19 protein-coding genes are annotated in these 23,051 nt (G+C 54.9%); 9 read left to right on the top strand and 10 right to left on the bottom strand.

Translation table 11 applies throughout. The features are described from left to right. Positions 1 to 6 precede the first annotated feature (6 nt). From RT340_RS00195 to malQ, 3 genes are all read left to right on the top strand, one after another. Positions 7 to 765, top strand: coding sequence for a DeoR/GlpR family transcriptional regulator (locus tag RT340_RS00195; RefSeq protein WP_034819687.1), 759 nt, complete (start codon positions 7 to 9; stop codon positions 763 to 765). A 187-nt stretch (positions 766 to 952) separates the two neighbouring features. Then, a complete protein-coding gene (gene malP / locus RT340_RS00190; protein WP_313373355.1) occupies positions 953 to 3,358 on the top strand; it encodes a maltodextrin phosphorylase in 2,406 nt (801 codons plus the stop codon). Positions 3,359 to 3,449: 91 nt separating this feature from the next. Beyond that, positions 3,450 to 5,495: a 4-alpha-glucanotransferase gene (gene malQ / locus RT340_RS00185; protein ID WP_313373354.1), complete on the top strand. Its 2,046-nt coding sequence runs from the start codon at positions 3,450 to 3,452 to the stop codon at positions 5,493 to 5,495. A 37-nt stretch (positions 5,496 to 5,532) separates the two neighbouring features. Here the strand turns inward: malQ and nfuA are convergent, their stop codons facing one another. Together nfuA and gntX are read right to left on the bottom strand one after the other, a co-directional pair. Then, complete coding sequence (nfuA, locus tag RT340_RS00180; protein ID WP_034819678.1) at positions 5,533 to 6,108, bottom strand: Fe-S biogenesis protein NfuA; 576 nt, start codon at positions 6,106 to 6,108, stop codon at positions 5,533 to 5,535. 58 nt (positions 6,109 to 6,166) lie between these two features. After that, a complete protein-coding gene (gene gntX / locus RT340_RS00175) occupies positions 6,167 to 6,844 on the bottom strand; it encodes a DNA utilization protein GntX (RefSeq protein WP_313373353.1) in 678 nt (225 codons plus the stop codon). Between the two features lie 34 nt (positions 6,845 to 6,878). On the opposite strand from gntX, the gene bioH reads away from it, so the two are divergent. Continuing rightward, a complete protein-coding gene (bioH, locus tag RT340_RS00170) occupies positions 6,879 to 7,655 on the top strand; it encodes a pimeloyl-ACP methyl ester esterase BioH (RefSeq protein WP_313373352.1) in 777 nt (258 codons plus the stop codon). A gap of 150 nt (positions 7,656 to 7,805) precedes the next feature. Then, the gene (locus tag RT340_RS00165; RefSeq protein ID WP_160833808.1) at positions 7,806 to 8,075 is read left to right on the top strand and encodes a DUF1471 domain-containing protein; all 270 of its coding nucleotides are present in this window, start codon (positions 7,806 to 7,808) and stop codon (positions 8,073 to 8,075) included. On the opposite strand, the gene RT340_RS00160 is transcribed toward RT340_RS00165, so the two are convergent. Next, a complete protein-coding gene (locus RT340_RS00160) occupies positions 8,076 to 9,764 on the bottom strand; it encodes an alpha-amylase family glycosyl hydrolase (protein WP_211729231.1) in 1,689 nt (562 codons plus the stop codon). It abuts the gene before it with no gap. Positions 9,765 to 9,891: 127 nt separating this feature from the next. Further along, positions 9,892 to 12,222: a Tex family protein gene (locus RT340_RS00155; RefSeq protein ID WP_313373421.1), complete on the bottom strand. Its 2,331-nt coding sequence runs from the start codon at positions 12,220 to 12,222 to the stop codon at positions 9,892 to 9,894. A gap of 204 nt (positions 12,223 to 12,426) precedes the next feature. Here RT340_RS00155 and greB point away from each other — a divergent pair, with 204 nt between their 5' ends. Then, entirely contained in the window at positions 12,427 to 12,915 is a 489-nt protein-coding gene (gene greB / locus RT340_RS00150) for a transcription elongation factor GreB (protein ID WP_097119380.1), read from the top strand. Between the two features lie 123 nt (positions 12,916 to 13,038). On the opposite strand, the gene yjbE is transcribed toward greB, so the two are convergent. Then, positions 13,039 to 13,281 carry an exopolysaccharide production protein YjbE gene (gene yjbE, locus RT340_RS00145; protein ID WP_097119379.1) on the bottom strand — a complete coding sequence of 81 codons (243 nt, stop codon included), beginning with the start codon at positions 13,279 to 13,281 and terminating at the stop codon, positions 13,039 to 13,041. A 514-nt stretch (positions 13,282 to 13,795) separates the two neighbouring features. On the opposite strand from yjbE, the gene ompR reads away from it, so the two are divergent. Both ompR and envZ read left to right on the top strand, forming a co-directional pair. Continuing rightward, entirely contained in the window at positions 13,796 to 14,515 is a 720-nt protein-coding gene (gene ompR, locus RT340_RS00140) for a two-component system response regulator OmpR (protein ID WP_001157751.1), read from the top strand. Next, a complete protein-coding gene (gene envZ, locus RT340_RS00135; RefSeq protein ID WP_058960579.1) occupies positions 14,512 to 15,870 on the top strand; it encodes a two-component system sensor histidine kinase EnvZ in 1,359 nt (452 codons plus the stop codon). The genes ompR and envZ overlap by 4 nt, the downstream gene beginning before the upstream one ends. 144 nt (positions 15,871 to 16,014) lie before the next feature. Here envZ and pckA read toward each other — a convergent pair whose 3' ends face one another. From pckA to RT340_RS00110, 5 genes are all read right to left on the bottom strand, one after another. Continuing rightward, positions 16,015 to 17,634 (bottom strand): phosphoenolpyruvate carboxykinase (ATP), encoded by a 1,620-nt coding sequence (pckA, locus tag RT340_RS00130; RefSeq protein ID WP_313373351.1) that lies wholly within the window; start codon positions 17,632 to 17,634, stop codon positions 16,015 to 16,017. 269 nt (positions 17,635 to 17,903) lie between these two features. After that, on the bottom strand, positions 17,904 to 18,776 hold the full coding sequence (gene hslO / locus RT340_RS00125) for an Hsp33 family molecular chaperone HslO (protein ID WP_313373350.1): 873 nt from the start codon (positions 18,774 to 18,776) through the stop codon (positions 17,904 to 17,906). A 25-nt stretch (positions 18,777 to 18,801) separates the two neighbouring features. Beyond that, positions 18,802 to 19,203 carry a ribosome-associated heat shock protein Hsp15 gene (gene hslR / locus RT340_RS00120; protein ID WP_160833813.1) on the bottom strand — a complete coding sequence of 134 codons (402 nt, stop codon included), beginning with the start codon at positions 19,201 to 19,203 and terminating at the stop codon, positions 18,802 to 18,804. Between the two features lie 13 nt (positions 19,204 to 19,216). Continuing rightward, positions 19,217 to 19,885 carry a GMP/IMP nucleotidase gene (gene yrfG, locus RT340_RS00115; RefSeq protein ID WP_038644273.1) on the bottom strand — a complete coding sequence of 223 codons (669 nt, stop codon included), beginning with the start codon at positions 19,883 to 19,885 and terminating at the stop codon, positions 19,217 to 19,219. A gap of 51 nt (positions 19,886 to 19,936) precedes the next feature. Continuing rightward, complete coding sequence (locus tag RT340_RS00110; RefSeq protein ID WP_313373349.1) at positions 19,937 to 22,078, bottom strand: intracellular growth attenuator family protein; 2,142 nt, start codon at positions 22,076 to 22,078, stop codon at positions 19,937 to 19,939. Positions 22,079 to 22,476: 398 nt separating this feature from the next. Between RT340_RS00110 and nudE the strand changes: the two genes are divergently transcribed. Then, positions 22,477 to 23,043: an ADP compounds hydrolase NudE gene (gene nudE / locus RT340_RS00105; protein ID WP_211729238.1), complete on the top strand. Its 567-nt coding sequence runs from the start codon at positions 22,477 to 22,479 to the stop codon at positions 23,041 to 23,043. Positions 23,044 to 23,051 lie beyond the last annotated feature (8 nt).

The raw sequence follows: 23,051 nt of genomic DNA, 5'->3' as shown, positions 1-23,051 counted from the left end.
AGAGATGTGAAGCAGACGCAACGTCATGACGCCATTATCGATTTGGTGCGACGCCAGGGATATGTCAGTACGGAAGAGCTGGTGGATCACTTTGAGGTGAGCCCGCAAACCATTCGGCGTGACCTGAACGATCTGGCCGATCAGAATAAAATTCAGCGTCATCACGGCGGCGCGGCGCTGCCTTCCAGCTCTGAAAACACCGCATGGCAGGACCGCAAAATGATGTGGTCAGCGGAAAAAGCGCGCATCGCCGAGCGTGTGGCGAGCCAGATCCCGGATGGTGCCACGTTGTTTATCGATATCGGCACTACGCCGGAAGCGGTGGCGCATGCGTTGCTGAATCACAACAATCTGCGCGTGGTGACCAACAACCTCAATGTGGCGATTTTGCTGATGGCGAAGCCGGATTTCCGCGTCATCATCGCTGGCGGCGAAGTGCGTACGCGGGATGGCGGCATCATGGGTGAAGCGACGCTGGATTTCATCTCCCAGTTTCGCCTCGATTACGGCATTCTCGGCATCAGCGGCATCGATATGGATGGCTCACTGCTGGAGTTCGATTACCACGAAGTCCGCACCAAACGCGCGATAATCGAAAACTCACGCTGCGTGATGTTGGTGGTGGACCATTCGAAATTTGGCCGTAATGCGATGGTGAACCTGGGGAATATGAGCCTGATTGACTACATGTATACCGATCAGACGCCGCCTGCCAGCGTGCTGAAGGTGATTGAGCAACACGAAGTCCATCTCGAACTCTGCTAATCCATCCTGTCGGGGCGGTTGCTATGCCGCCCGCAGAATGGCATCAGGTTGCGCGCCACGCGTAAATCCACTTTTTTTCCCTCCATCCGCATTTCCCTGTCGCTTTTTTCTTCGCCCCCGGCTTTACTTATCCTTTCTGGTTATGCGCTCGCCCATCTTTACCGTTAACGGACTCGAAGGGATTGATATGTCGCAGCAAAAATTTAATAAAACACGTTTCGACGCCGCACTTACCCGCCAATGGCAGCACCTTGGACTCACCTCCGCACAGCAAATGACACCGCATCAGTGGTGGCAGGCATTAAGCCGTGTGCTGACCGAGATGCTCGCCACGCAGCCGCCCGCCACACCGCGCGCAGGCCAACGCCATGTGAACTATCTGTCGATGGAGTTTCTTATCGGCCGCCTGACCGGCAACAACTTGCTGAATCTGGGTTGGTACGACGAGGTGAAGGAAGCGCTGGCCGCGCATCAGGTAGAACTCAGTGAGTTGCTGGAGGAAGAGGTGGATCCGGCGCTTGGCAACGGTGGATTGGGGCGCCTGGCCGCGTGTTACATGGACTCGATGGCCACTGTCGGGCAGGCCGCGATGGGACATGGCCTTAATTATCAGTACGGTTTGTTCCGCCAGACCTTTGACGATGGCCAGCAAAAAGAGGCGCCAGACGACTGGCAGCGCAACAGTTATCCGTGGTTTCGCCATAACGCCGCACAGGATGTGCAGGTTGGCATCGGCGGCAAAGTGAAGAAAAACAGCGATGGCTCGCTACAGTGGCGACCTAAATTTCAGCTTAAAGGTGAAGCCTGGGATTTGCCGGTGGTCGGCTACCGTAATGGTGTGACGCTGCCGTTACGTTTGTGGCAAGCCACCAGCGTGCACCCGTTCGATCTCACCCTGTTCAATGATGGCAAGTTCCTGCAGGCCGAACAGCCCGGCATTGATGCTGACAAACTCACCAAGGTGCTGTATCCCAATGATAATCACGCAGAAGGTAAACGCCTGCGCCTGATGCAGCAATATTTCCAGTGCGCGTGTGCGGTGGGCGATATTCTGCGCCGCCACCATCTTGCCGGGCGCTCGATCCACACCTTGCCCGATTTTGAAGTCATCCAGCTCAACGACACGCATCCCACTATCGCCATCCCGGAGATGCTGCGTATCCTGCTGGATGAGCATCAGTTGAGTTGGGATGAAGCCTGGCACATCACCAGCCGCGTTTTCGCCTATACCAATCACACCTTGATGCCGGAAGCGCTGGAGCGTTGGGATGAGTCGCTGGTGCGCGATCTGCTGCCGCGCCATATGCTAATCATCCGCGAAATTAACCAGCGTCTGAAAAAAATCGTCAAGAAGCAGTGGCCCGGCGATAGCGCGACATGGCAAAAGCTGGCGGTGGTGGCTGATGGACAGGTGCGTATGGCGAACCTGTGTGTGGTGAGTTGCTTTGCCGTGAATGGCGTGGCTGCGCTGCACTCTGAGCTGGTGGTGAAGGATCTGTTCCCGGAATACCACCTTCTGTGGCCAAACAAATTCCATAATGTGACCAATGGCATCACGCCGCGCCGCTGGTTGAAGCAGTGCAATCCATTGCTGTCGAACCTGATTGATGAAACGTTGCAGGTGGAGTGGGCCAACGATCTGGATGCGCTGGAGTGGCTGGCGCCCTATGCGCGTAAAAAAGCTTTCCGTCAGCAGTTCCGCACCATCAAGCAGCAGAACAAGCTGCGCCTGACCGTATACATCAAACGCGTGACCGGCATTGATGTGAATCCTGATGCGCTGTTCGATGTGCAGATTAAGCGGCTACACGAGTACAAACGTCAGCACCTCAGCCTGCTGCATATGCTGCACTGCTATCGTCAGCTGCGGGACAATCCTGATAACCCCGACTTTGTGCCGCGCGTATTCCTGTTCGGTGCCAAGGCCGCGCCGGGCTACTACCTTGCCAAGAACATCATCTACGCCATTAACAAAGTGGCCGAGGTGATCAATAACGACCCGAAAGTCGGCGATCGGTTAAAAGTCGTGTTTATCCCTGACTATCGCATTACCGCCGCCGAGTTGATGATTCCGGCAGCCGATCTCTCGGAGCAAATCTCGACTGCCGGTTATGAAGCTTCCGGCACCGGGAATATGAAGCTGGCGCTGAACGGCGCGCTGACCATTGGCACGCTGGATGGTGCGAACGTCGAAATCGCCGAAGCGGTGGGCGAGAAGAACATCTTTATCTTCGGCAATACCGTGGATGAGGTTAAGGCGCTCAAAGCCAACGGTTACAGCCCGAAAAAACTGCGCAAGCAAAATAAGTATCTGGATGGATTGTTGAAAGATCTGGAGAAGGGCAAGTTCAGCGAAGGTGATAAGCAGGCATTCGATATGCTGCTCACCAGCCTGACCAAAGGTGGCGATCCCTGGCTGGTGCTGGCCGATTTCGAGGCGTATCTCGACGCGCAGCAACAGGTTGAAGCCTTGTGGAAGAACCCGGAAGCCTGGACTAAAGCGGCGATTCTCAACACCGCGCGCACCGGGCGATTCAGTTCCGATCGTTCGATTCGCGATTACCAGCAACGCATCTGGCAGGCCGTGCGCTGATTTCCAGCTCGCTATTGATGGCCGCTCGACATGGTTTCGATAAGGTTTTCGTCGGATACGTATTGATACGCACTGCACCTAAGGAGACGTGATGACGTTAAGCAAACTGGATCAGGCCGCGCAGGAAGCGGGTATTGCGGTAGATTTTACCAATGCGAACGGTGAGCGGGTGCGCATTAGCGACGACACCAAACGTGCACTGCTGGCGGTGATGAATACGCCGGAAGGTAAAACGCCACCACTGCCACCGGTGCTGGTTTTCACTCCGCGCCGTCCGCGTCAGTGTTGCCCGCAGGGCAAAGGCGAGTTTAGCTGGCAGTTTGAAACCGAACACGGCAAAACTTACAGCGGCACGCTACAGGCGGGGGAAGCCTTCGCGTTGCCGCCGCGTCTGGCGCAGGGTTATCACCGTTTGACCTTGCGGCAAGGACGTCAGCAGTGGCACTCGCGCATTATTATCGCGCCACGTCGCTGCTATTTATCCGAACCGCTAGCGCAAGGCGACAAACGCTGGGGAGCGCTGGTACAGCTTTATACGCTGCGATCCGACCGCAATTGGGGGATCGGTGATTTTGGCGATCTTGCGCAAATGCTGGAGCAGATCGCCGCTCACGGAGGCGATTTTGTTGGCCTCAACCCGCTACACGCGCTTTATCCTGCGCAGCCTGACCACGCCAGCCCTTATAGCCCCACCTCGCGTCGCTGGCTGAATATGCTGTATATCGACGTTAATCAGGTGGCGGCATTCGCTCAAAGCGCTGAAGCACAGCGCTGGTGGAAACTCGCCAAAACGCGCAAGGCTGTGCAAGCCGCTCGCGCCACTGACTATGTCGATTATCGAGCGGTGGCTGAGTTGAAAATCACCGCGCTACGCCTGTCCTGGCAGCATTATCAGCCTGAGCAGGAATTCCTGCAATTTGTCGCCGAGGGCGGCGATCATCTGCGCTATCAGGCGGCGTTTGACGGCATTCTGGCAGAACGCAGCGCTCAGCAGGAGAAGGAGTGGGGGTGGGCATCGTGGCCGGAAACCTGGCGCAATGCCCATCAGCCAGAAGTTCAGCAGTGGTGTGCTGCACATGAGGACGAGATTCAATTCTGGTGTTGGTTGCAGTGGCTGGCGCAGCAGCAATTTGCCGCCTGCTGGCAGCGTAGCCAGCAGCTCGGCATGACGGTGGGATTGTACCGGGATTTGGCGGTCGGTGTGGCGCAGCACAGCGCAGAAACCTGGCAGGACCCGCAATTGTATAAGCTGGGGGCTTCGGTGGGGGCACCGCCGGATCGCCTGGGGCCATTGGGGCAAAACTGGGCGTTGCCGCCGCTTGATCCGCATGAGATGCGCGCGCGCGGCTATCAGCCTTTTATCGATTTATTGCGCGCCAATATGCGTGATTGTGGCGCGTTGCGTATCGATCACGTGATGGCGTTATTGCGGCTGTGGTGGATTCCGTATGGCGAGACAGCAGACAAAGGCGCCTATGTGTCATATCCGGTGGACGATTTGATGGCGATTCTGGCGCTGGAAAGTCAGCGCCATTGCTGCATGGTGATCGGCGAGGATCTGGGCATTGTGCCGCCGATCATCGTTCGCATGATGCGCAGCCACGGCATTTTCTCGTGGAAAGTGCTGTTCTTCGAACAGGAGCGCGATGGCCGCTACCGCCAGCCTGCGGCTTATCCTCGACAGTCGATTGCCAGTGCCAGTACTCATGATTTGCCCACGTTGAGCGGATTCTGGCAGGCGGAAGATTTGGCATTGGGTGAAAAGCTTGGCATGTATCGCGATAGCGTGCTGCACTCCCTGCAACAACAGCGCACAGCACAAAAGCAGGCTTTGCTGGACGCCTTACAGCAGGCGGGGGCCATGCCAGCTCGCAGTCGTCAACCTGCGTTGAAGCAACCGCTGACGCCGGCGATCAATGTGGCGATGCACCGTTACCTGGCCCGCACGGAGAGCGCATTACTGGGATTGCAGCCGGAAGATTGGCTCGGCATGACAATGCCGGTCAACGTGCCTGGCACAGTGGATGAGTATCCCAACTGGCAGCGCAAGTTATGTGTCACGCTGGAAGAGATGTTTGCCGACAAAGCCGTGAAGCAAGTTCTGAAAGCGGTGAATGACGGACGCAAAGCGAGGTAGAAATCTGCGGCAGCGCGGGTGCGCTGCCGCAAGAAAATCAATAGTAAGAGTGCTCGCCGCGCTGGTGTTCAGTGAGGTCACGCACACCTTTCAGCTCAGGGAACGCTGCCAGCAACTCTTTCTCGATGCCATCTTTCAGCGTGACGTCGATCATTGAACAGCCGTTACAGCCGCCGCCAAACTGCAGAATCGCGTAACCGTCATCGGTGATTTCCATCAGGGATACACGACCACCGTGACCCGCCAGCTGTGGGTTGATCTGCGCTTGCAGCAGATACTCCACGCGCTCAACCATTGGCGCATCATCAGACACTTTACGCATCTTGGCGTTTGGCGCTTTCAGCGTCAGCTGGGAACCGAGGTTATCGGTGACAAAATCGATCTCAGCATCTTCCAGATAAGGCGCGCTCAACTCATCAACATAGGCTGACAGCTTTTCGAACTTCATTTCAGTATCAGTGGCTTCTACTGCATCGGGTGGGCAGTAAGAAACACCGCATTCCGCGGTTGGCGTACCCGGATTAATGACGAATACGCGAATTTGTGTGCCATCTTCTTGTTTTGACAGCAATTTTGAGAAGTGCTCTTGCGCAGCATCAGTAATAACGATCATGGCGATTGCTCAATAGTTGACTAAATTACTTGGTTATATTACGCCCAACGCCGCCGCTCTACAAGGTACGGCACAGGCAGCCAATATGCACGCTGGCCGCGCCTTGCGCCAGCAAAATGCGGCTGATTTCTGCCACCGTGCTTCCGGTGGTAACCACATCGTCGATGAGCAGGATATGGCGTCCGCGCACTGGCATTTCAAGGGAAAAGGCCCCGCGCAGATTCTTTTTCCGCGCCGAAGCGCGCAACGCATGCTGGACCAAGCCCCGCCGTCTGCGGCGCACCTCCGCACGATATTCACAACCTAGCCAGTGTGCCAGCGGTTTTGCCAGCAGCTCAGCCTGATTATAGCCACGCTGCCAGGCACGACGCCGATGTAACGGCACACTCAACACCAAATCGATGCGCGGCGTAAGGTTATCGCGGCGACTGTTTAACAATTTTAACAAAAGGAGTCGTGCCAGCATCACTCTGAGTGCGGTTGCCCGAGAAAATTTCAGCTGGATGACCCAATCGCTCAGCGGCGGCAGGTAATCACTCACGCAAGTCAGGCTGTGCCACGGCGGTGGACAACGCAGACAGCGGCCGCACAATCGGGTGCCGCTGGCCGGCAGTGCACAGCAGGGGCAGATCGCGGGCAGCGCCGGGATTTGTTGCGCACAGCGGCTGCATAGCCCGTGTCTGGCAATCTGTAATGGCAGGCGGCATAGCCAACACAGGGCAGGGATTGATAGCATAGCGGCCTCTTTTCACTTTTCGGGAGTGTAACCGATGAGTTCGCTTTACTGGCACACCACAGGCACAGGCGATCGCGATCTTGTGCTGCTGCACGGCTGGGGATTGAATGCCGAAGTGTGGCAGAACATTGTTCCACGACTCAGCCCGCATTTTCGTCTGCACCTGGTGGATCTGCCCGGCTTTGGCCGCAGCCAGGGATTTGGTGCACTGACCTTAGCCGACATGGCTCAACAGCTGCTTCCGCAACTTCCTGAGCGTGCAGTGTTGCTCGGTTGGTCGCTGGGGGGACTGGTTGCCAGCCAGATTGCACTGATGCAGCCTGAACGTGTCACCGCGCTGATTAGCGTGGCGTCGTCGCCCTGTTTTACCGCGCACGAGGATTGGCCGGGCATCAAGCCTGAGACGCTGGAGAGCTTCCAGCAGCAGCTGAGCAATGATTTCCAGCGCACCGTAGAACGTTTCCTGGCCTTGCAAACCATGGGTACGGAAAATGCGCGCCAGGATGCACGTCAGCTCAAAGATGTGGTGCTATCGCAGCCAATGCCTTCGGTCGCGGTGCTGGAAGGTGGACTGGAGATATTGCGCGAAGTGGATCTGCGCGCGCAGCTGCCGCAGTTGGCAATGCCCTTGATGCGTTTGTATGGATCGCTGGATGGATTAGTACCACGTCGAATTGCAAAGCAGTTGGATGAAGCGTTACCGCGTTCACCTTCAATTGTGATGGAAAAAGCGGCGCATGCGCCATTTGTCTCGCATCCTGACACATTTTGCCAGCATATTATCGAGTTCATCCAAGCGGTTACCTGTTAAATCTGTTGCGGCAGTGGAAATTCTTTCACCAGCGGTAATACTTTTGACGTGAGCTGAGCTGCTTCGCGGTGTGTTCTTTTGCTATCTCGCCTGTTGTGCTTCGCGGCCGCTGACATCCCAATAATGCAAAAAATGGATGAGGGTAATGCTATGAAGATGATGAAATTGGCTGTGGCTTCTCTGGTGATGAGTGCGGTGTCGTTTTCAGCGTTCGCCGCAAAGGAAGTGACTAAAGAAGAAGTGCAGAAAATGAATCTGGAGAAAATCGGTACGGTGACCACCACGGCGGAGACCACCTCACCGATGGATGCGAAGCGCGAACTCTCCAAAGCGGCCGATGAGAAAGGCGGCAAATACTTTCTGGTGATTGCGGGCCGCGAACATGGCAAGTTCAGCGCCACGGCGGATGTTTACAAATAATCAGCCACGCAACCACATAAATTGCCACGCAGCCAGCGTCATTGGCTGGCTGCCATCGATTTTCTCGCCACTGATCACATCCTGATAATGTCGCGCCTGCGGCAGATGCGTGGTCACTTCCCGGCTGCTGAGATTAAACACGCACAATAAGCCCTCTTCACTGCCTGACGGATGTCGCCGCAACATCAGCAGGGTATTTTCACTCTCCAGCAGCGTCATCGCATTATCCGGATGGAACGCGCTCTGGCGGGTGCGCAGCTGGATCAATGCGCTGAGTCGTTCATACACCTGCTGACGCAATGGGTCATCGCCGCTGATCCACTGTTCCATTTCACGCAAACTGTATTTCTGGCGATTGATGGCGCGGTTGTGTCCTGCCGCGCGCACGCCTTCATTGTCGTTGCGCGATCCCAGAATGCTTTGGATATAGATCGCCGGCACGCCCGGAAAGGCGAGCAGAATGGCGTGTGCCAGCAGGAATCGGCGCAGACGCGTGTCATCGTCATCATTCTGCTGGTTGAGAGCATCGAAATAGGTGACGTTAATTTCGTAAGGGCTGGTGGTGCCATCGGGATTGTTTTTATAAGACACCAACGCCCCTTCCAGCGCCAAATCTCGCACCAGTGCTACGATCTCCACTTCAGACAAAATACCGCGCGCAGGATTGAGGCCAATGCCATCGTGCGAGGCAAGGAAGTTGAAGAACGTGGTGGTGCCGTTACCGGTGCCCAGCGTGCTGGCCCATTGACGCAGCGCGCGTGCGGATCCTGAATGAATGGCATGGAGCACCAGCGGCGGCAGTGAAAACTGATACACCATCTGCGCTTCATCGTGCCCGTTACCAAAATAGCTGATGTTGTCTTTATGCGGCACATTAGTTTCGGTGACGATCACTGTGCCCGGTGCCACTTCGTTGGAAATGGCGCGAAACAGCTTCACCAGCTGGTGGGTTTTCGGCAGGTGAATGCAATTTGTACCCGGCGTCTTCCACATATACCCCACCGCATCGAGACGAACATAATCGGCGCCCTTGTTCAGGTAATCCAGCAATACGCCCACCATGCGAATCAGCACGTCAGGATTGGCAAAGTTAAGGTCGATTTGGTCGGCGCTAAAGGTGGTCCAGATAAAGCGCGTTTCACCATCAGCCATCTCAAACGGCGTCAGTAATGGCGAGGTACGAGGGCGCGTCACGGCGCTGAGATCGGTGGCCGGTGGCATGCTGATAAAGAAGTCATCCCAGCCAGGATCCTGCGCCAAAAAGTGGCGGAACCATTGGCTGTGCGCCGACATATGATTACAGACAAAATCGAACATCAACCGGGTTTCACTGTGCAGCGCCGCAATATGCTGCCACTCGCCACAGAGAGGATTCACCTGGTGATAATCAATCACGGAGAAGCCATCGTCGGAAGAATAGGGAAAGAACGGCAGCAAATGCACCAGGTTGAAAGTGGATTGCAGATGCTGCTGATAGAAGTGCGAGAAGCTGGCGAGCGTGGGCTGATCGGGTTCACGGAACTGATCGGCGTAGCTGATCAGCACCACATCCTTCTCGTCCCAGTGGGCTTTGCGCGGCAGTTTAGCGGTATCGTGCGCTGCACGAATGTGGGAAAGCAGACGCTCACGTGCGGCGACGGGGAAGCGGCCTTCGTAAATCTCATCAAGTAGGGCGTTGATTATGTCCATCAGATCGTTGGGCCACGCGGAAGGTCATTTTTTCACACGGATTTTTTCAGCGTAGACGGATGAGGGGATTTATCAAATGTGTACGCGCGGAGCGAAGCTGTCTCCGCGCGTTATTCAGGGCTGGGCGTTAGCGTTTTTTGCCAAATGCTGCTGCCAGCGCATCACCCATCGCGCTGTTACCTGCAGGTGCATTGGCAGGTTTACCGCGTCCTTTGCTGTTAGCGGCGGGACGTGCATTCTCTTTGCCGCTGCTGCGATTATTGCCGCCGCGCGCATTGCTCTCGCCGGGCTGTTCGTCAAGACGCATGGTGAGGGCGATGCGCTTACGCTGCATATCCACTTCCATCACCTTCACTTTGACGATATCGCCCGCTTTCACCACCTGATGGGGATCTTCGACGAACTTGTCTGACAGTGAAGAGATGTGCACCAGACCATCCTGATGCACGCCGATATCCACGAAAGCACCAAAGTTGGTGACGTTGGTGACCGCGCCTTCCAGAATCATGCCCGGCAGCAGGTCGTTCAGCGTTTCCACGCCTTCGGCAAACTGCGCGGTTTTGAACTCCGGACGGGGATCGCGCCCCGGTTTCTCCAGCTCTTTCATGATGTCGGTGACGGTTGGCAGACCAAAACGCTCGTCGGTGAAGTCGCGCGCGTTAAGATCTCGTAACCCACCCGGGTTGCCCATCAGTTCGCTCAGCGCCTGTTCAGTCGCGGCCAGAATACGTTCGACCAGCGGGTAAGCTTCCGGGTGCACGGTGGAGGCATCCAGCGGGTTATCGCCGTGATTGATGCGCAGGAAGCCGGCGCACTGCTCGTAAGCTTTTGGCCCAAGACGGCTGACTTTCAGCAACTGCTGGCGATTCTGGAAGCGGCCGTTCTCATCACGCCAGGTGACAATGTTCTGCGCCATCATGCGGGTTAAGCCTGCCACGCGCGTCAGCAAGGCGACTGAAGCGGTATTCAGATCCACGCCGACGGCGTTTACGCAGTCTTCCACCACCGCATCCAGCTTCTTCGCCAGTTGGCTTTGGCTCACATCATGCTGATACTGGCCGACACCGATGGATTTCGGATCGATTTTCACCAGCTCGGCCAGCGGATCCTGCAAGCGACGCGCTATGGAGACGGCGCCGCGAATGGAAACATCCAGATCCGGGAATTCCAGCGCGGCCAGTTCCGATGCGGAGTAGACCGATGCACCAGCCTCACTGACAATCACTTTCTGCGCGTTGATCTGCGAGAACTGCTTCTGCACGTCGAGGAAGAAACGCTCGGTTTCACGTGAAGCGGTACCGTTACCAATCGCCACCAACTCCACCTGGTATTGGATGCACAGTGCTGCCACAACCGATGCGGCTTTCGCCACCTGCCCGGTGTGCGGATAGATGGTGTCATGTGCCACCAGTTTGCCGGTGGCATCCACCACGGCGACTTTCACGCCGGTACGCAGGCCAGGATCGAGGCCCATGGTGGCGCGCATGCCTGCCGGAGCCGCCATCAACAAATCGTGCAGGTTGCGGGCGAATACGTTAATCGCTTCATCTTCTGCGCGTTCGCGAATGGTGCCCATCAGTTCGGTTTCGAGATGCAGCAGCACTTTGATGCGCCAGGTCCAGCTCACCACCGCTTTACGCCAGCTGTCTGCCGGAGCATTGTTCAGACGCAGTTGCAGGTGATCGGCGATCAGCGTTTCACCGTGGCTTTCGCGCGGCGCTTCTTCGAATTGTGGATCGGCGTTCAGAGAGAGTTGCAGCACGCCTTCATTGCGACCACGGAACATCGCTAGCGCACGGTGAGAAGGAACGGTACTGAGAGGTTCGTGGTGATCGAAGTAGTCGCGGAATTTCGCGCCTTCTTCCTCTTTACCTTCCACCACACGCGCTACCAGATGCGCGTTTTTCCACAAATAATCACGCACTTTTGCCAGCAGCGTGGCGTCTTCGGCAAAACGTTCCATCAGGATATAACGTGCGCCATCCAGCGCTGCGCGCACATCGGCGACGCCTTTATCCGCATTCACATAGCTTGCAGCCAATGACTCGGGTTCCTGAGAAGGATCGCTCCATAGCGTTTCAGCCAGTGGCTCCAGGCCCGCTTCGATGGCGATCTGCCCACGCGTGCGACGTTTCTGCTTATAAGGCAGATACAGATCTTCCAATTCAGTTTTGTTCAGCGTGCCATTGATGGCCGTGGCGAGTTCTGGGGTGAGTTTGCCCTGCTCGTCGATGGATTTCAGAATTGACTGGCGGCGATCTTCCAGCTCACGCAGATAGCCAAGGCGGCTCTCCAGCTGACGCAACTGGGTATCATCCAGCCCACCGGTCACTTCCTTACGATAACGTGCGATAAACGGCACGGTGTTCCCTTCATCCAGCAAGCTTACAGCGGCGTCAACCTGGTCGGCGCGAGCCTTCAGCTCACTTGCGATAATCTGGCTCAGTGAATCTTTCATCATCATTAACAATGCTTACACAGGGTTGGAAAACAGGGGACAGTTATACGGATTGGGGCGGCAAATTGCCAGCCGGGGACAGGTGAATCCGTCTTTTTCTGAATGCAGCGCGCACATCGCTGTGCACACCTTGCTGAGAGCAAAGCAGTCGCTTATTGTTGGTCTCTTTGCAGTAACGATACCTTGTTATCACGAGTAGACGTCATGAAAACCCAACTGATTACCCGCGAAGGCTATAACAAATTACGTGCCGAACACGACCATTTGTGGAACGAGAAGCGTCCGGAAATCACCAAAATTGTCTCCTGGGCGGCCAGCCTTGGTGATCGTTCAGAAAACGCCGATTACACCTACAACAAGCGCCTGTTGCGGCAGATAGACCGCCGTGTGCGCTATCTGCGCAAATGCCTCGCCGATCTGAAAATTGTCGATTATGCGCCGCAACAGGAAGGAAAGGTGTTCTTTGGTGCCTGGGTTGAGGTGGAAAATGAACAGGGTGATGCAAAGCGATTCCGCATTGTGGGGCCGGATGAAATCTATGGCGATGCGGTTAAGGATTACATCTCCATTGATTCACCGATGGCCCGTGCGCTGATCAAAAAAGAGGTGGATGACGAAGTCGTGGTGAATACGCCGGAAGGACAGAAAGTCTGGTTTGTTAACTGCATCGAGTATGTGAAGAACCCAGAGTAAAAAAGAGGCGGAGAATAATGGCTTGGGTAAAAAAGCCTTGGGTGCAACTTATTCTCCGGTGGCGAAATGGGCTGGCGTAGAAGGGGGGAGCGCCGCAGCATTGCCGCGCCTGAAAGATTTGGATTATTTGCCTGGCGTTGTCGCGGTGGTGGTCGATGTGCTGCTGGTGCCTTTGTCACCGCCGCCCATGGTTGCCAGTGCCACCCCTAACAGTGCACCCACGGCACCCACACCCATCGCGTCTGAATTGCCTTTGGCGGTAGTGGAGGCCTCGGCTCCCGCCGCTTCACCCGCGCTGGTGGCCGCATGAGCCTGAGAAAGGCTGACCAGCACCAGTACACTCAGCAAGACCGCAGTTTTTTTCATTTTTTTCTCTCCAAAGATGCGCAATATCAGCAGGAACCCTTGCAGTTTCTGAGATCGTTGTGCAGGAAGAAAGTGCTGATTACTGTCTGATTAATCAGACTTTATTTAACACTGGCATTATCTGGCGCGAGATGCGTATTGTTCCGAGAGCAGATGAGCACTGAAAACGAAAAGAGCCAGATATTATGCTGCGAATGATCGCCCATCGAATGATTCTGGCCTGTCGACTTAAGCCAAATGGCCCCAAATGCTGTGATAACCAGCGGTCTTCGGCCCAGTGATCCATTTTCGAAAAGAAAACCGCGTAAATTTTCGGATTAGCGCTAAGCGGCTGGAAAGCCCCGATAAAAAGCGGGAGACAACGCGCATTTCAGGGCTTAAATTAAATATAAGCTGCTGTTTAATATGCTTTGTAACAATTTCGGCTAGAATATAAACCATTAATAACTGTCACATGCAGGCATCTTTTTTACACAATATTGACTCAGGCAATGGCGCCTTTGGGAGTTGAACAATGCAAGAGAACTACAAAATTCTGGTCGTCGATGATGATATGCGTTTGCGCGCACTGCTCGAACGCTATCTCACCGAGCAGGGCTTTCAGGTGCGCAGTGTCGCCAACGCCGAGCAGATGGATCGTCTGCTAACTCGTGAATCATTCCATTTAATGGTGCTGGATCTGATGTTGCCAGGCGAAGATGGCTTGTCCATTTGCCGCCGTTTGCGCAGCCAGAGCAACCCGATGCCGATCATTATGGTGACGGCAAAAGGCGAAGAAGTGGATCGTATCGTTGGGCTGGAAATCGGCGCTGATGATTACATTCCGAAGCCGTTTAACCCACGTGAACTGCTGGCCCGTATTCGTGCCGTGCTGCGCCGTCAGGCCAATGAATTGCCAGGTGCGCCTTCACAGGAAGAAGCGGTTATCGCCTTCGGTAAGTTCAAATTGAACCTCGGCACGCGTGAAATGTTCCGTGAAGATGAGCCAATGCCGCTGACCAGCGGTGAGTTTGCAGTGCTGAAAGCACTGGTGAGCCATCCGCGCGAACCGTTATCACGCGATAAGCTGATGAACCTGGCGCGTGGTCGTGAATACAGTGCAATGGAACGTTCTATCGACGTGCAGATTTCCCGTCTGCGCCGCATGGTAGAAGAAGATCCGGCGCATCCACGCTACATCCAGACCGTTTGGGGTCTTGGCTACGTCTTCGTTCCGGACGGCAGTAAAGCATGAGGCGATTGCGCTTCTCTCCTCGCAGTTCGTTTGCCCGCACCCTGTTATTGATCGTTACCTTGCTGTTCGTCAGCCTGGTAACGACCTATCTGGTGGTGTTGAATTTCGCCATTCTTCCAAGTTTGCAGCAGTTCAATAAAGTCCTCGCTTACGAAGTGCGTATGTTGATGACCGATCGACTGCAGCTGGAAGATGGCACGCAACTGGAAGTGCCACCTGCCTTCCGGCGTGAAATTTATCGTGAACTGGGTATTTCGTTGTACACCAACGCAGCGGCAGAAGAGAGTGGCCTGCGCTGGGCACAGCATTACGAATTCCTTAGCGAGCAGATGGCGCAACAGCTGGGTGGCCCGACCGATGTCCGTGTCGAGGTTAACAAGAATTCCCCCGTGGTCTGGCTGAAAACCTGGTTGTCGCCAGACATCTGGGTGCGTGTGCCGTTGACTGAAATCCATCAGGGCGATTTCTCGCCACTGTTCCGCTACACCCTGGCGATTATGTTGCTGGCGATCGGCGGTGCCTGGCTGTTTATCCGCATTCAGAACCGACCCCTGGTCGACCTGGAGCATGCAGCGCTTCAGGTCGGTAAAGGCATCATTCCTCCTCCGCTGCGTGAGTATGGCGCATCGGAAGTGCGTTCCGTAACGCGAGCCTTTAACCAGATGGCGGCGGGCGTCAAACAGCTTGCCGATGACCGTACGCTGCTGATGGCGGGTGTCAGTCATGATTTGCGCACCCCTTTAACACGCATTCGTCTCGCCACCGAGATGATGAGTGAACAGGATGGCTATCTGGCCGAGTCGATCAATAAAGATATCGAAGAGTGCAACGCCATCATCGAGCAGTTTATCGACTATCTGCGCACCGGGCAGGAGATGCAGACCGAGCGCGCCGATCTCAACAGTGTGTTGGGTGAAGTGGTGGCGGCGGAAAGCGGCTATGAGCGTGAGATTGAGAATGCGGTGATGCCGGAAGAGTTGATGCTGGATATCAATCCGCTGTCGATTAAGCGTGCCGTGGCGAATCTGGTGGTGAATGCCGCGCGTTATGGCAACGGCTGGATCAAAGTCAGCAGCGGCCAGGAACTGAATCGCGCCTGGTTCCAGGTGGAAGATGATGGTCCGGGTATTAAGCCCGATCAGCTTCAGCATCTGTTCCAGCCTTTTGTACGTGGCGATAGCGCACGCAGCACCAGTGGCACCGGCTTAGGGTTGGCGATTGTGCAGCGTATTATCGACGCGCATGAAGGCTCGCTGGAGATAGGTGAGAGCGAGCATGGCGGATTGCGCATTCGCGCGTGGTTGCCGATACCGGAGAATAACGGTACGGCGTTAGTCAGCACGCATCACAGTTAACGCTTCGCTCAGATAAATGTGGAGCGATGACTGTTTCGCCTGCAGGCATCCGCGACTGGCTGCGTAGCCCTCAGCACCACAGTTGAAAAATCACGCCGCTTAAGACTGAGTATCAATGAGCCGCCATTTGGCGGCTCATTCACTTCACAACTGCGGGCCAGCCTGAACCAGCGCTTTGCCGGCATCGTTATCGGTATACTTCTCAAAGTTGGTGACAAAACGCTGCGCCAGACCCTGCGCGGCCTCATGCCACGCGGCTTCATCCGGCCAGCTGCGACGTGGATCCAGAATCGCATCATCGACTTTTTCCAGGGTCGCAGGCATCTGCAGGTTAAATACCGGTAGCGTTTCCATCGCTACGTCGTCCAGCTCACCCGCCAGAATCGCATTGATGATGGCGCGGGTATCTTTCAGTGAAATACGTTTACCGCTGCCATTCCAACCGGTATTCACCAGATACGCTTTTGCACCCGCCGCTTCCATACGCTTCACCAGCGCATCGGAATATTGCGTTGGATGCAATGTCAGAAAGGCCGCGCCAAAACAAGCTGAAAAAGTCGGCGTTGGCTGGGTGACACCACGCTCGGTGCCGGCCAGTTTGGCGGTAAAGCCCGACAGGAAGTGGTACTGGGTCTGTTCTGGCGTTAAGCGCGAAACCGGCGGCAGTACACCAAAGGCATCAGCGGTCAGGAAAATCACGCGCTGCGCATGGCCCGCTTTGGATACCGGCTGCACGATGTTTTCAATGTGCTCAATCGGATAGGAAACGCGCGTATTTTCTGTTTTGCTGGCATCGGCAAAATCAACGCTGCCATCCGCTCGCACCACCACGTTCTCCAGCAGGGCATCGCGGCGGATGGCGCGATAGATTTCCGGCTCGGCTTTCTCTGACAGATTGATGGTTTTGGCATAGCAGCCACCTTCGAAGTTAAACACGCCATCATCATCCCAACCGTGTTCATCATCGCCAATCAGCTGGCGATCGGGATCGGTGGACAGCGTGGTTTTGCCGGTGCCAGACAGGCCGAAAAATACCGCAACGTCACCCGCTTTACCCACGTTCGCCGAGCAGTGCATTGACGCGATGCCTTTCAGCGGCAGCAGGTAGTTCATGATGGCGAACAGGCCTTTCTTCATCTCGCCGCCGTACCAGGTGCCGCCAATCAGCTGCATGCGTTCGGTGAGGTTAAAGGCGACAAAGTTCTCAGAGTGTAAACCCTGAGCCTGCCAGTCCGGGTTGGTGCATTGCGCGGCGTTCATCACCACAAAATCCGGCTTAAAGGAGGCCAGCTCGGCTTCATCAGGGCGGATAAACATGTTTTTGACGAAATGCGCCTGCCAGGCGACTTCCATCACAAAACGCACACTCAGGCGGGTGCCGGGATTCGCACCGCAGAAAGCGTCGATGACAAACAGACGTTTGTCAGAGAGTTGTGCGGTGCAGCGATCTTTCAGCGCCTGCCAGGTTTCCTGCGACAGCGGCTGGTTGTCATTTTTACCGTTGCCGACATCATTCCACCACAAGGTGTCACGCGTGGTGTCATCGCGCACGATGTACTTATCTTTTGGCGAACGTCCGGTAAAGATACCGGTATCCACGGCAATGGCGCCGCTCTGCGTCAGGGTGCCTCGCGCATAACCTTCAAGTTCCGGGCGGGTTTCTTCCTGAAACAGCGTATCAAAGTCAGGGTTGTACACCACTTCTGTGGTGCCGCTAATGCCCAAAGCGGCAAGGTCTTGCGATGTCAGGCCGTGAACGCGCATGTGGCTGCTCCTTAGATCGATGCTTCATAGCATTTTTATGAGGGGGTCTGCGTCCTGTCGTGCATGGCCGGACAGGGCAGATCGCGCGCAGCGTACACGTCTGAGCAGGGCGTAAAAGTGAAGAGAGGTAAAAATGCGAGCTGGAACGTGACAAGCAGTGAATTCTGCCAGTTAAGAAACTAAAGTCAGTGTAAGTTAGTTAAATTACGCGGAAGTTGATGGGTTAATTCCTGACAGAAATGCGGGCGGCGATGCCGCCCGTAGGGGAATTAGTGCAATTGATCGCTGTTATTTGTAGGTGAATTACGAATCGCAGCAATGTCTACGGCATCGTAAACATAATGCGAACCGCAATAGTCGCAGTGCATATCGATCTTGCCATCCTCTGCAAGGATTTCGTCCACTTCTTCAACCGGCAGTGTGTTCAGTACTTCGCCACAGCGCTCGCGTGAACAGGTGCATTTGAAACTGACCGGGGTCGGATCAAACACCGTGGCCTCTTCCTGATGATACAGGCGCCACAGCACATCCGTCGCGGGCAGCTCAATCAGCTCTTCGCTCTTCACGGTTTCGGTCAGAGTGGCCAGATGATTAAAATCATCCTGGCTCGGCTCTTGTGCAGGCAGTACCTGCAACAGAATACCGGCGGCGCCTTTATCGCTGGTACGAATAAACAGGCGAGTTGGCAACTGCTCAGAACGCATGAAGTAATCTTCCAGGCAGCCAGCCAGCGTATCGGCTTCCAGACCAACAACACCCTGATAACGCTCCCCCTTTTCTGGTGAAATGGTAATCACCAGATAACCGTTACCCACCATCTCTTTTAGGCTGCTGCCCGGCGCGATGACGGCATCTTCCTTCACGCGTGCAACGCCACGCAATTCCTGCTTGTTGTTGCCATTGATCACCGCCAATGTCAGTGGACCATCGCCCTGTAACTGAACGGTGATGTCGCCATCAAATTTCAGCGTTGCGGTCAACAAGCTGGTCGCGACCAGCAATTCACCCAGCAGGTTTTTCACCGGTTCGGCGTAGTCGTGGTTTTTGACAATCTCACGCCAGGTTTCGGATACGTTGACCAGCTCGCCGCGCACGGCGACATTTTCGAACAGGTAACGGTGCAGTTGATCTTGAACAGACATAGTGTTTCTCTCGTTGGGGCGACGGTTATTCATCGCCCGACAATTTAAATTTCATCAGATCGCGGCGCTCTTTTTTATCCGGGCGGCGATCGGGGTGCGGCATGGTCAGAGCATTCATTTTGCGTGCCAGCGCCGTTTTTTCACGCTTCTCAATGCTGGCGGCGGTCTCCGCATACATCTCTTGCGCCTCAGTAGCAGGGCGACGTTGATCGCCAATGGCGGTGATCACCACCGTTCGCTCATCGTTGCCCTGACGCAGCGTTAACTCGGCATGCAATTCCACGGTTTTACTCGGCTTGCTACGCTGGCCGTTGTAATGCACTTTACCGCCTTCGATCATTTCGCGAGCCAGCGCGCGCGTTTTATAAAAACGTGCAGCCCACAGCCATTTATCGAGGCGGACACCTTCGCTGGTTTTTTCTTTCATTGCGGCTCCTGCTTTAACGCAGCGTTTCACACAACTGGCGATAGTCTCGCACTGCAGCATGACGCTGGAAAGATTGATCGGGCCGACCGGAATCCGGATTGCTGACGCCTAAACACCAGCGAATGCCCCAGCGTGCCGCCGCATCGAGGATCGCTTCGCTGTCATCTATGAACAGCGTGCGCTCGCTATCGAATGCAGTTTGCTGCTGAACGGCCTGCCAGAGACGTGGATCCTCTTTCGGATACCCAAAGGTATGGGTAGAAAGTAATAAATCAAGGTGGGGAGCCAAACCGGTTTGCTCCAGCTTTACCTCGAGATTGTACGGATGCGCATTGGTCAGCAAAATGGTGCGTTTACCCGCAGCACGTAGTGCCTGGAGTAGCGGCAACGTATCCTCGCGCATGGCGGCACGGTGACGTTTTTCCCATGTCATGGCCCGGATATCTAAGGCCAGTTCTTGCGACCAGTAATCAAGACAATACCAGTTTAGCGTATGCACCACGGCTTGATACTTTTGCTGAATCAGCTGATGTGCCTCGGCCAGCGTGATATCACGCTCGCGGCTCAGGGTTTCCGGAACGTGTTCCAACCAGAAATGGCGGTCGAAGGCGAGATCGAGCAGCGTGCCATCCATATCCAGCAGCACGGTATCAATCCCGGACCAGTTTAGCGTCATCGTCATACTCTCTCGCCCTAAAAAATAGGGCGACAGGGTAGCACAGAAGGGAAGGGCTCAGAACAGTGAGCGCACGCTCTGCATAGTGCTCAGATTGTGATTGAAGCACTTGTCGTAATACTGCTGAATTTCCACCATGCGCAGGCGATTACGATGCACACGTCGCAGGGCCAGTAGCCCATTGGTGATGCCGCAGAGGATCAGCACCAGCATCAATAATGCGGTACCGAGGTATCGCCATTGCGCCATCGCATCCGGTTCATTGTGCAACGCAATGTGGCGTGTGCCGTTAGCGTCAGTGGTGATGCTGGTAATGATGCCGTTGGCAGCAAACGGCGTGTGCAACAGCATGCCGGACATGCGTTGCAATTCGCGCCATTGCGACGGTGCATCAAGATCAAACAGCGACACGGAAGGCTGTGGCTGATTCACCATCTGACGACCCTCATCACTCACTATCAGGAAGCCGCCCGGTGGTGGGCTATTCAGATTTTCTGCTGCACGACGGGTTTCACGCGAGAAGAAGGTCGAGGTCGCGGTATTCACCAGGTTCTCCAGCGCTTCCGCACTGACCGGGCGTAACAGCACGTTCATGCCGTTAAGCTTGCCGGAATCTGCGCGGTGGATCAGTGAATCCCAATCCTTAGCATTGCCCAGATTCACCAGGGCATTTTTCAGCCGGACGCAATCTTGCTGCTGGCTGCACAGATCCTGTGTTTTCAGCACTAAATCAGAGAAATCATCCAGCAGAATCATGCCCGATTTCTGTATCGCGGAGGCGAGCTGTGGGTTGAGTTTCGGATCGGTGTTGGTTTCCGGATGCAGCTGACGTGTGGTGGTATCAAGCAGAGCGGCAGCTTTATCGATGATATCCGACTGCGGCTGCGGCAGAGGTGCTGCGTTATTCCAGTAAATGGCTGAGCAATCGAACGGCATATACGCATAGCTGCGATTGCTTTGATAGTTGCCCGGTACGGAACACATGCCGGTTCCGCTCACCTTCAGGTTGTCACCGATGTGCAGCGGCAGGGCGTTGAGTTTATCCACGCTATTCACTTCAATGCTTTCGGTGCCTTTTACCCATGCGAGGCTGAGCTTGATTGGCATACTGAGCGGAATCCAGGTAAAGAGCATCACCAGCAGCACCAGCGAACCACATGCCAGCACCAGATTTTTGCGCCAGCGCTGAACTGGGAAGTTGCGAACTTCATCGTGCAGGGAGAGGAAACGCCCCTGTCGCACCACTTGCCGATTCAGATAGATGTCGACATCCGTCACCTGGCCCAAATCGTGCGCCACATAGGGTTGCCAGTGGGCGGGATAAATTAAATCGATAATGCCCAGCGAGATATTGCTCTGCTCCTGATTGGATTCACCAAACAGGCCCCAGCGTTTCGGTGCTCCGCGCAAGCAGTGCACATCGCGCAGCCCTTTTTCACCCGGGAAGCGGTAAAGGAACCACAAGCTAACCGCAATCATTGCGCAGGCTGACAGGGCAATCCACAGCATCAGGCTTCCGGGCAGCACCAGGCTGAGTAAGAACAGCAGGAAGGCAAAGCAGATAACAATGGCCTCGCGCGTGCCATCCGGCCGCGATAGACGGTACTCTTCCGGCGACTCTTTACGCACTTGCAGCAACTCGACATTTTCGCTCTCCTCTTTACGAATAGAGGCGTTGGTCGACATTGAGCGCACCAGCGGCGGCAAGGCGGGTTGTTCTACGGCATAGTTTACTAACGAGTGACCGTTGAGTGAGATCACCAGCGGCAGCGTTTGAGTGCGGATCAGCTCAACATAATTCTCTTCCGCAATGTACTGCTCCCACAGCGGTGGCAGATGCACTTCCACTTCATCGAGGTAGTAGCGCCATTGATGCGCATCATCCGTTGAGAGACCATAGCGAGTGATGGAACGTGTGACAGGATAAACATTGCTGCTCTGCGCCGTGAGCGTCAGGGATTCGGTTTCACGCGACTTCTTTGAGGAGCGGGCAGTACTCTGTTTTTGCTGTTTCGCCAGGGACGCAATGTACGCTTCAATAGCATGACGTTCTTCATCAGTGAGTTTGCGGCAGGGGGGGCTTATAAACGGCAGCGGTTTCGCCAACGGCGGACGATGCCGCATAGCGTACCAATAACCTATTCCTGCTATCAGAGAGCAGGCCAGCATGACAGCCAGAATGGTGATAAAAGTGCTCATGCTTTGCTCAATCCAGCCAAAAAACTGCCTTCACGTTTACGATGTGCTCCCGATGGAACCATTATTACCAGTCAATTTTGGCGAGCAGAAGTCATTCTTACAAGAAAAAACTCAGATAAAATAACGCGCAAAATCATTGAATTATAATTTATTAGATTATTCCTTAATGGGATGTTAACCACAGGACACTCAATTAAATATCGGTATTTTCTGAATTTAACAAAACCCCATTGACTTATTGTGAATAATTTAAGTGTATAGATAACAATAAGTTGTTAGCAGGCGTAAGCAAATGTGTGTCACGATGCTTTCCCTGCGCTGCGTGTCGCACATTGCTGCGGGCTTCGGTATGCTGGCGTCATCGCGATTCACATGGCTGTGCTAAGTTTGAGGCTGATATGAAAACTCCAATGAAAAAACCTGACATCCTCAACGTGGAAGCGGTGGCCCGCTCCCGCTTGTTTACTATTGAAGCGGTTGATCTCGCTTTCAGTAACGGTGCACGCCGTGTCTATGAGCGTATGAAACCTTCCAACCGGGAAGCGGTGATGATTGTGCCGATTCTGGGTGATGATGTGATCCTGATTCAGGAATATGCCGTGGGGCTGGAAAGCTATGAGTTGGGTTTTCCTAAGGGGTTAATTGACCCAGGCGAAAGCGTGTTTGAAGCCGCAGACCGTGAGTTAAAAGAAGAAGCCGGCTTTGGTGCCCGAAAACTCGAAGCGCTGGGTAAACTCACTATGGCTCCGTCTTACTTCTCCAGCAAAATGAACATTGTGGTGGCTGAGGGGTTGTATGAAGAGAAGCTGGAAGGGGATGAACCTGAACCGCTGATTGTGCACCGCTGGCCGCTCAATAACCTACTGGCGTTGCTGGACGAGCCAGATTTCGGCGAAGCCAGAAATGTCAGTGCACTGTTCCTGGTGCGTGAGTGGCTGGTGAAGCAGGGACGATTGACCTACTGAATACGACA

Origin of the sequence: Pantoea sp. CTOTU50773 (genome assembly GCF_032082325.1) — a bacterium.
Taxonomy (GTDB): domain Bacteria; phylum Pseudomonadota; class Gammaproteobacteria; order Enterobacterales; family Enterobacteriaceae; genus Pantoea; species Pantoea communis.
The sequence above is the reverse complement of the archived record's forward strand: the minus strand, read 5'-3'. Positions and strand labels throughout refer to the sequence as shown.

What these genes read in the sequence shown, in the direction of transcription:
- envZ (WP_058960579.1), top strand. Translation starts at nt 14,512, where the DNA reads ATGAGGCGATTGCGCTTCTCTCCTCGCAGTTCGTTTGCCCGCACCCTG.
- gntX (WP_313373353.1), bottom strand. Translation starts at nt 6,844, where the DNA reads ATGCTATCAATCCCTGCCCTGTGTTGGCTATGCCGCCTGCCATTACAG.
- yrfG (WP_038644273.1), bottom strand. Translation starts at nt 19,885, where the DNA reads ATGACGATGACGCTAAACTGGTCCGGGATTGATACCGTGCTGCTGGAT.
- hslO (WP_313373350.1), bottom strand. Translation starts at nt 18,776, where the DNA reads ATGTCTGTTCAAGATCAACTGCACCGTTACCTGTTCGAAAATGTCGCC.
- RT340_RS00160 (WP_211729231.1), bottom strand. Translation starts at nt 9,764, where the DNA reads ATGGACATAATCAACGCCCTACTTGATGAGATTTACGAAGGCCGCTTC.
- hslR (WP_160833813.1), bottom strand. Translation starts at nt 19,203, where the DNA reads ATGAAAGAAAAAACCAGCGAAGGTGTCCGCCTCGATAAATGGCTGTGG.
- malQ (WP_313373354.1), top strand. Translation starts at nt 3,450, where the DNA reads ATGACGTTAAGCAAACTGGATCAGGCCGCGCAGGAAGCGGGTATTGCG.
- ompR (WP_001157751.1), top strand. Translation starts at nt 13,796, where the DNA reads ATGCAAGAGAACTACAAAATTCTGGTCGTCGATGATGATATGCGTTTG.
- greB (WP_097119380.1), top strand. Translation starts at nt 12,427, where the DNA reads ATGAAAACCCAACTGATTACCCGCGAAGGCTATAACAAATTACGTGCC.
- RT340_RS00165 (WP_160833808.1), top strand. Translation starts at nt 7,806, where the DNA reads ATGAAGATGATGAAATTGGCTGTGGCTTCTCTGGTGATGAGTGCGGTG.
- nudE (WP_211729238.1), top strand. Translation starts at nt 22,477, where the DNA reads ATGAAAACTCCAATGAAAAAACCTGACATCCTCAACGTGGAAGCGGTG.
- yjbE (WP_097119379.1), bottom strand. Translation starts at nt 13,281, where the DNA reads ATGAAAAAAACTGCGGTCTTGCTGAGTGTACTGGTGCTGGTCAGCCTT.
- malP (WP_313373355.1), top strand. Translation starts at nt 953, where the DNA reads ATGTCGCAGCAAAAATTTAATAAAACACGTTTCGACGCCGCACTTACC.
- pckA (WP_313373351.1), bottom strand. Translation starts at nt 17,634, where the DNA reads ATGCGCGTTCACGGCCTGACATCGCAAGACCTTGCCGCTTTGGGCATT.
- RT340_RS00155 (WP_313373421.1), bottom strand. Translation starts at nt 12,222, where the DNA reads ATGAAAGATTCACTGAGCCAGATTATCGCAAGTGAGCTGAAGGCTCGC.
- nfuA (WP_034819678.1), bottom strand. Translation starts at nt 6,108, where the DNA reads ATGATCGTTATTACTGATGCTGCGCAAGAGCACTTCTCAAAATTGCTG.
- RT340_RS00110 (WP_313373349.1), bottom strand. Translation starts at nt 22,078, where the DNA reads ATGAGCACTTTTATCACCATTCTGGCTGTCATGCTGGCCTGCTCTCTG.
- bioH (WP_313373352.1), top strand. Translation starts at nt 6,879, where the DNA reads ATGAGTTCGCTTTACTGGCACACCACAGGCACAGGCGATCGCGATCTT.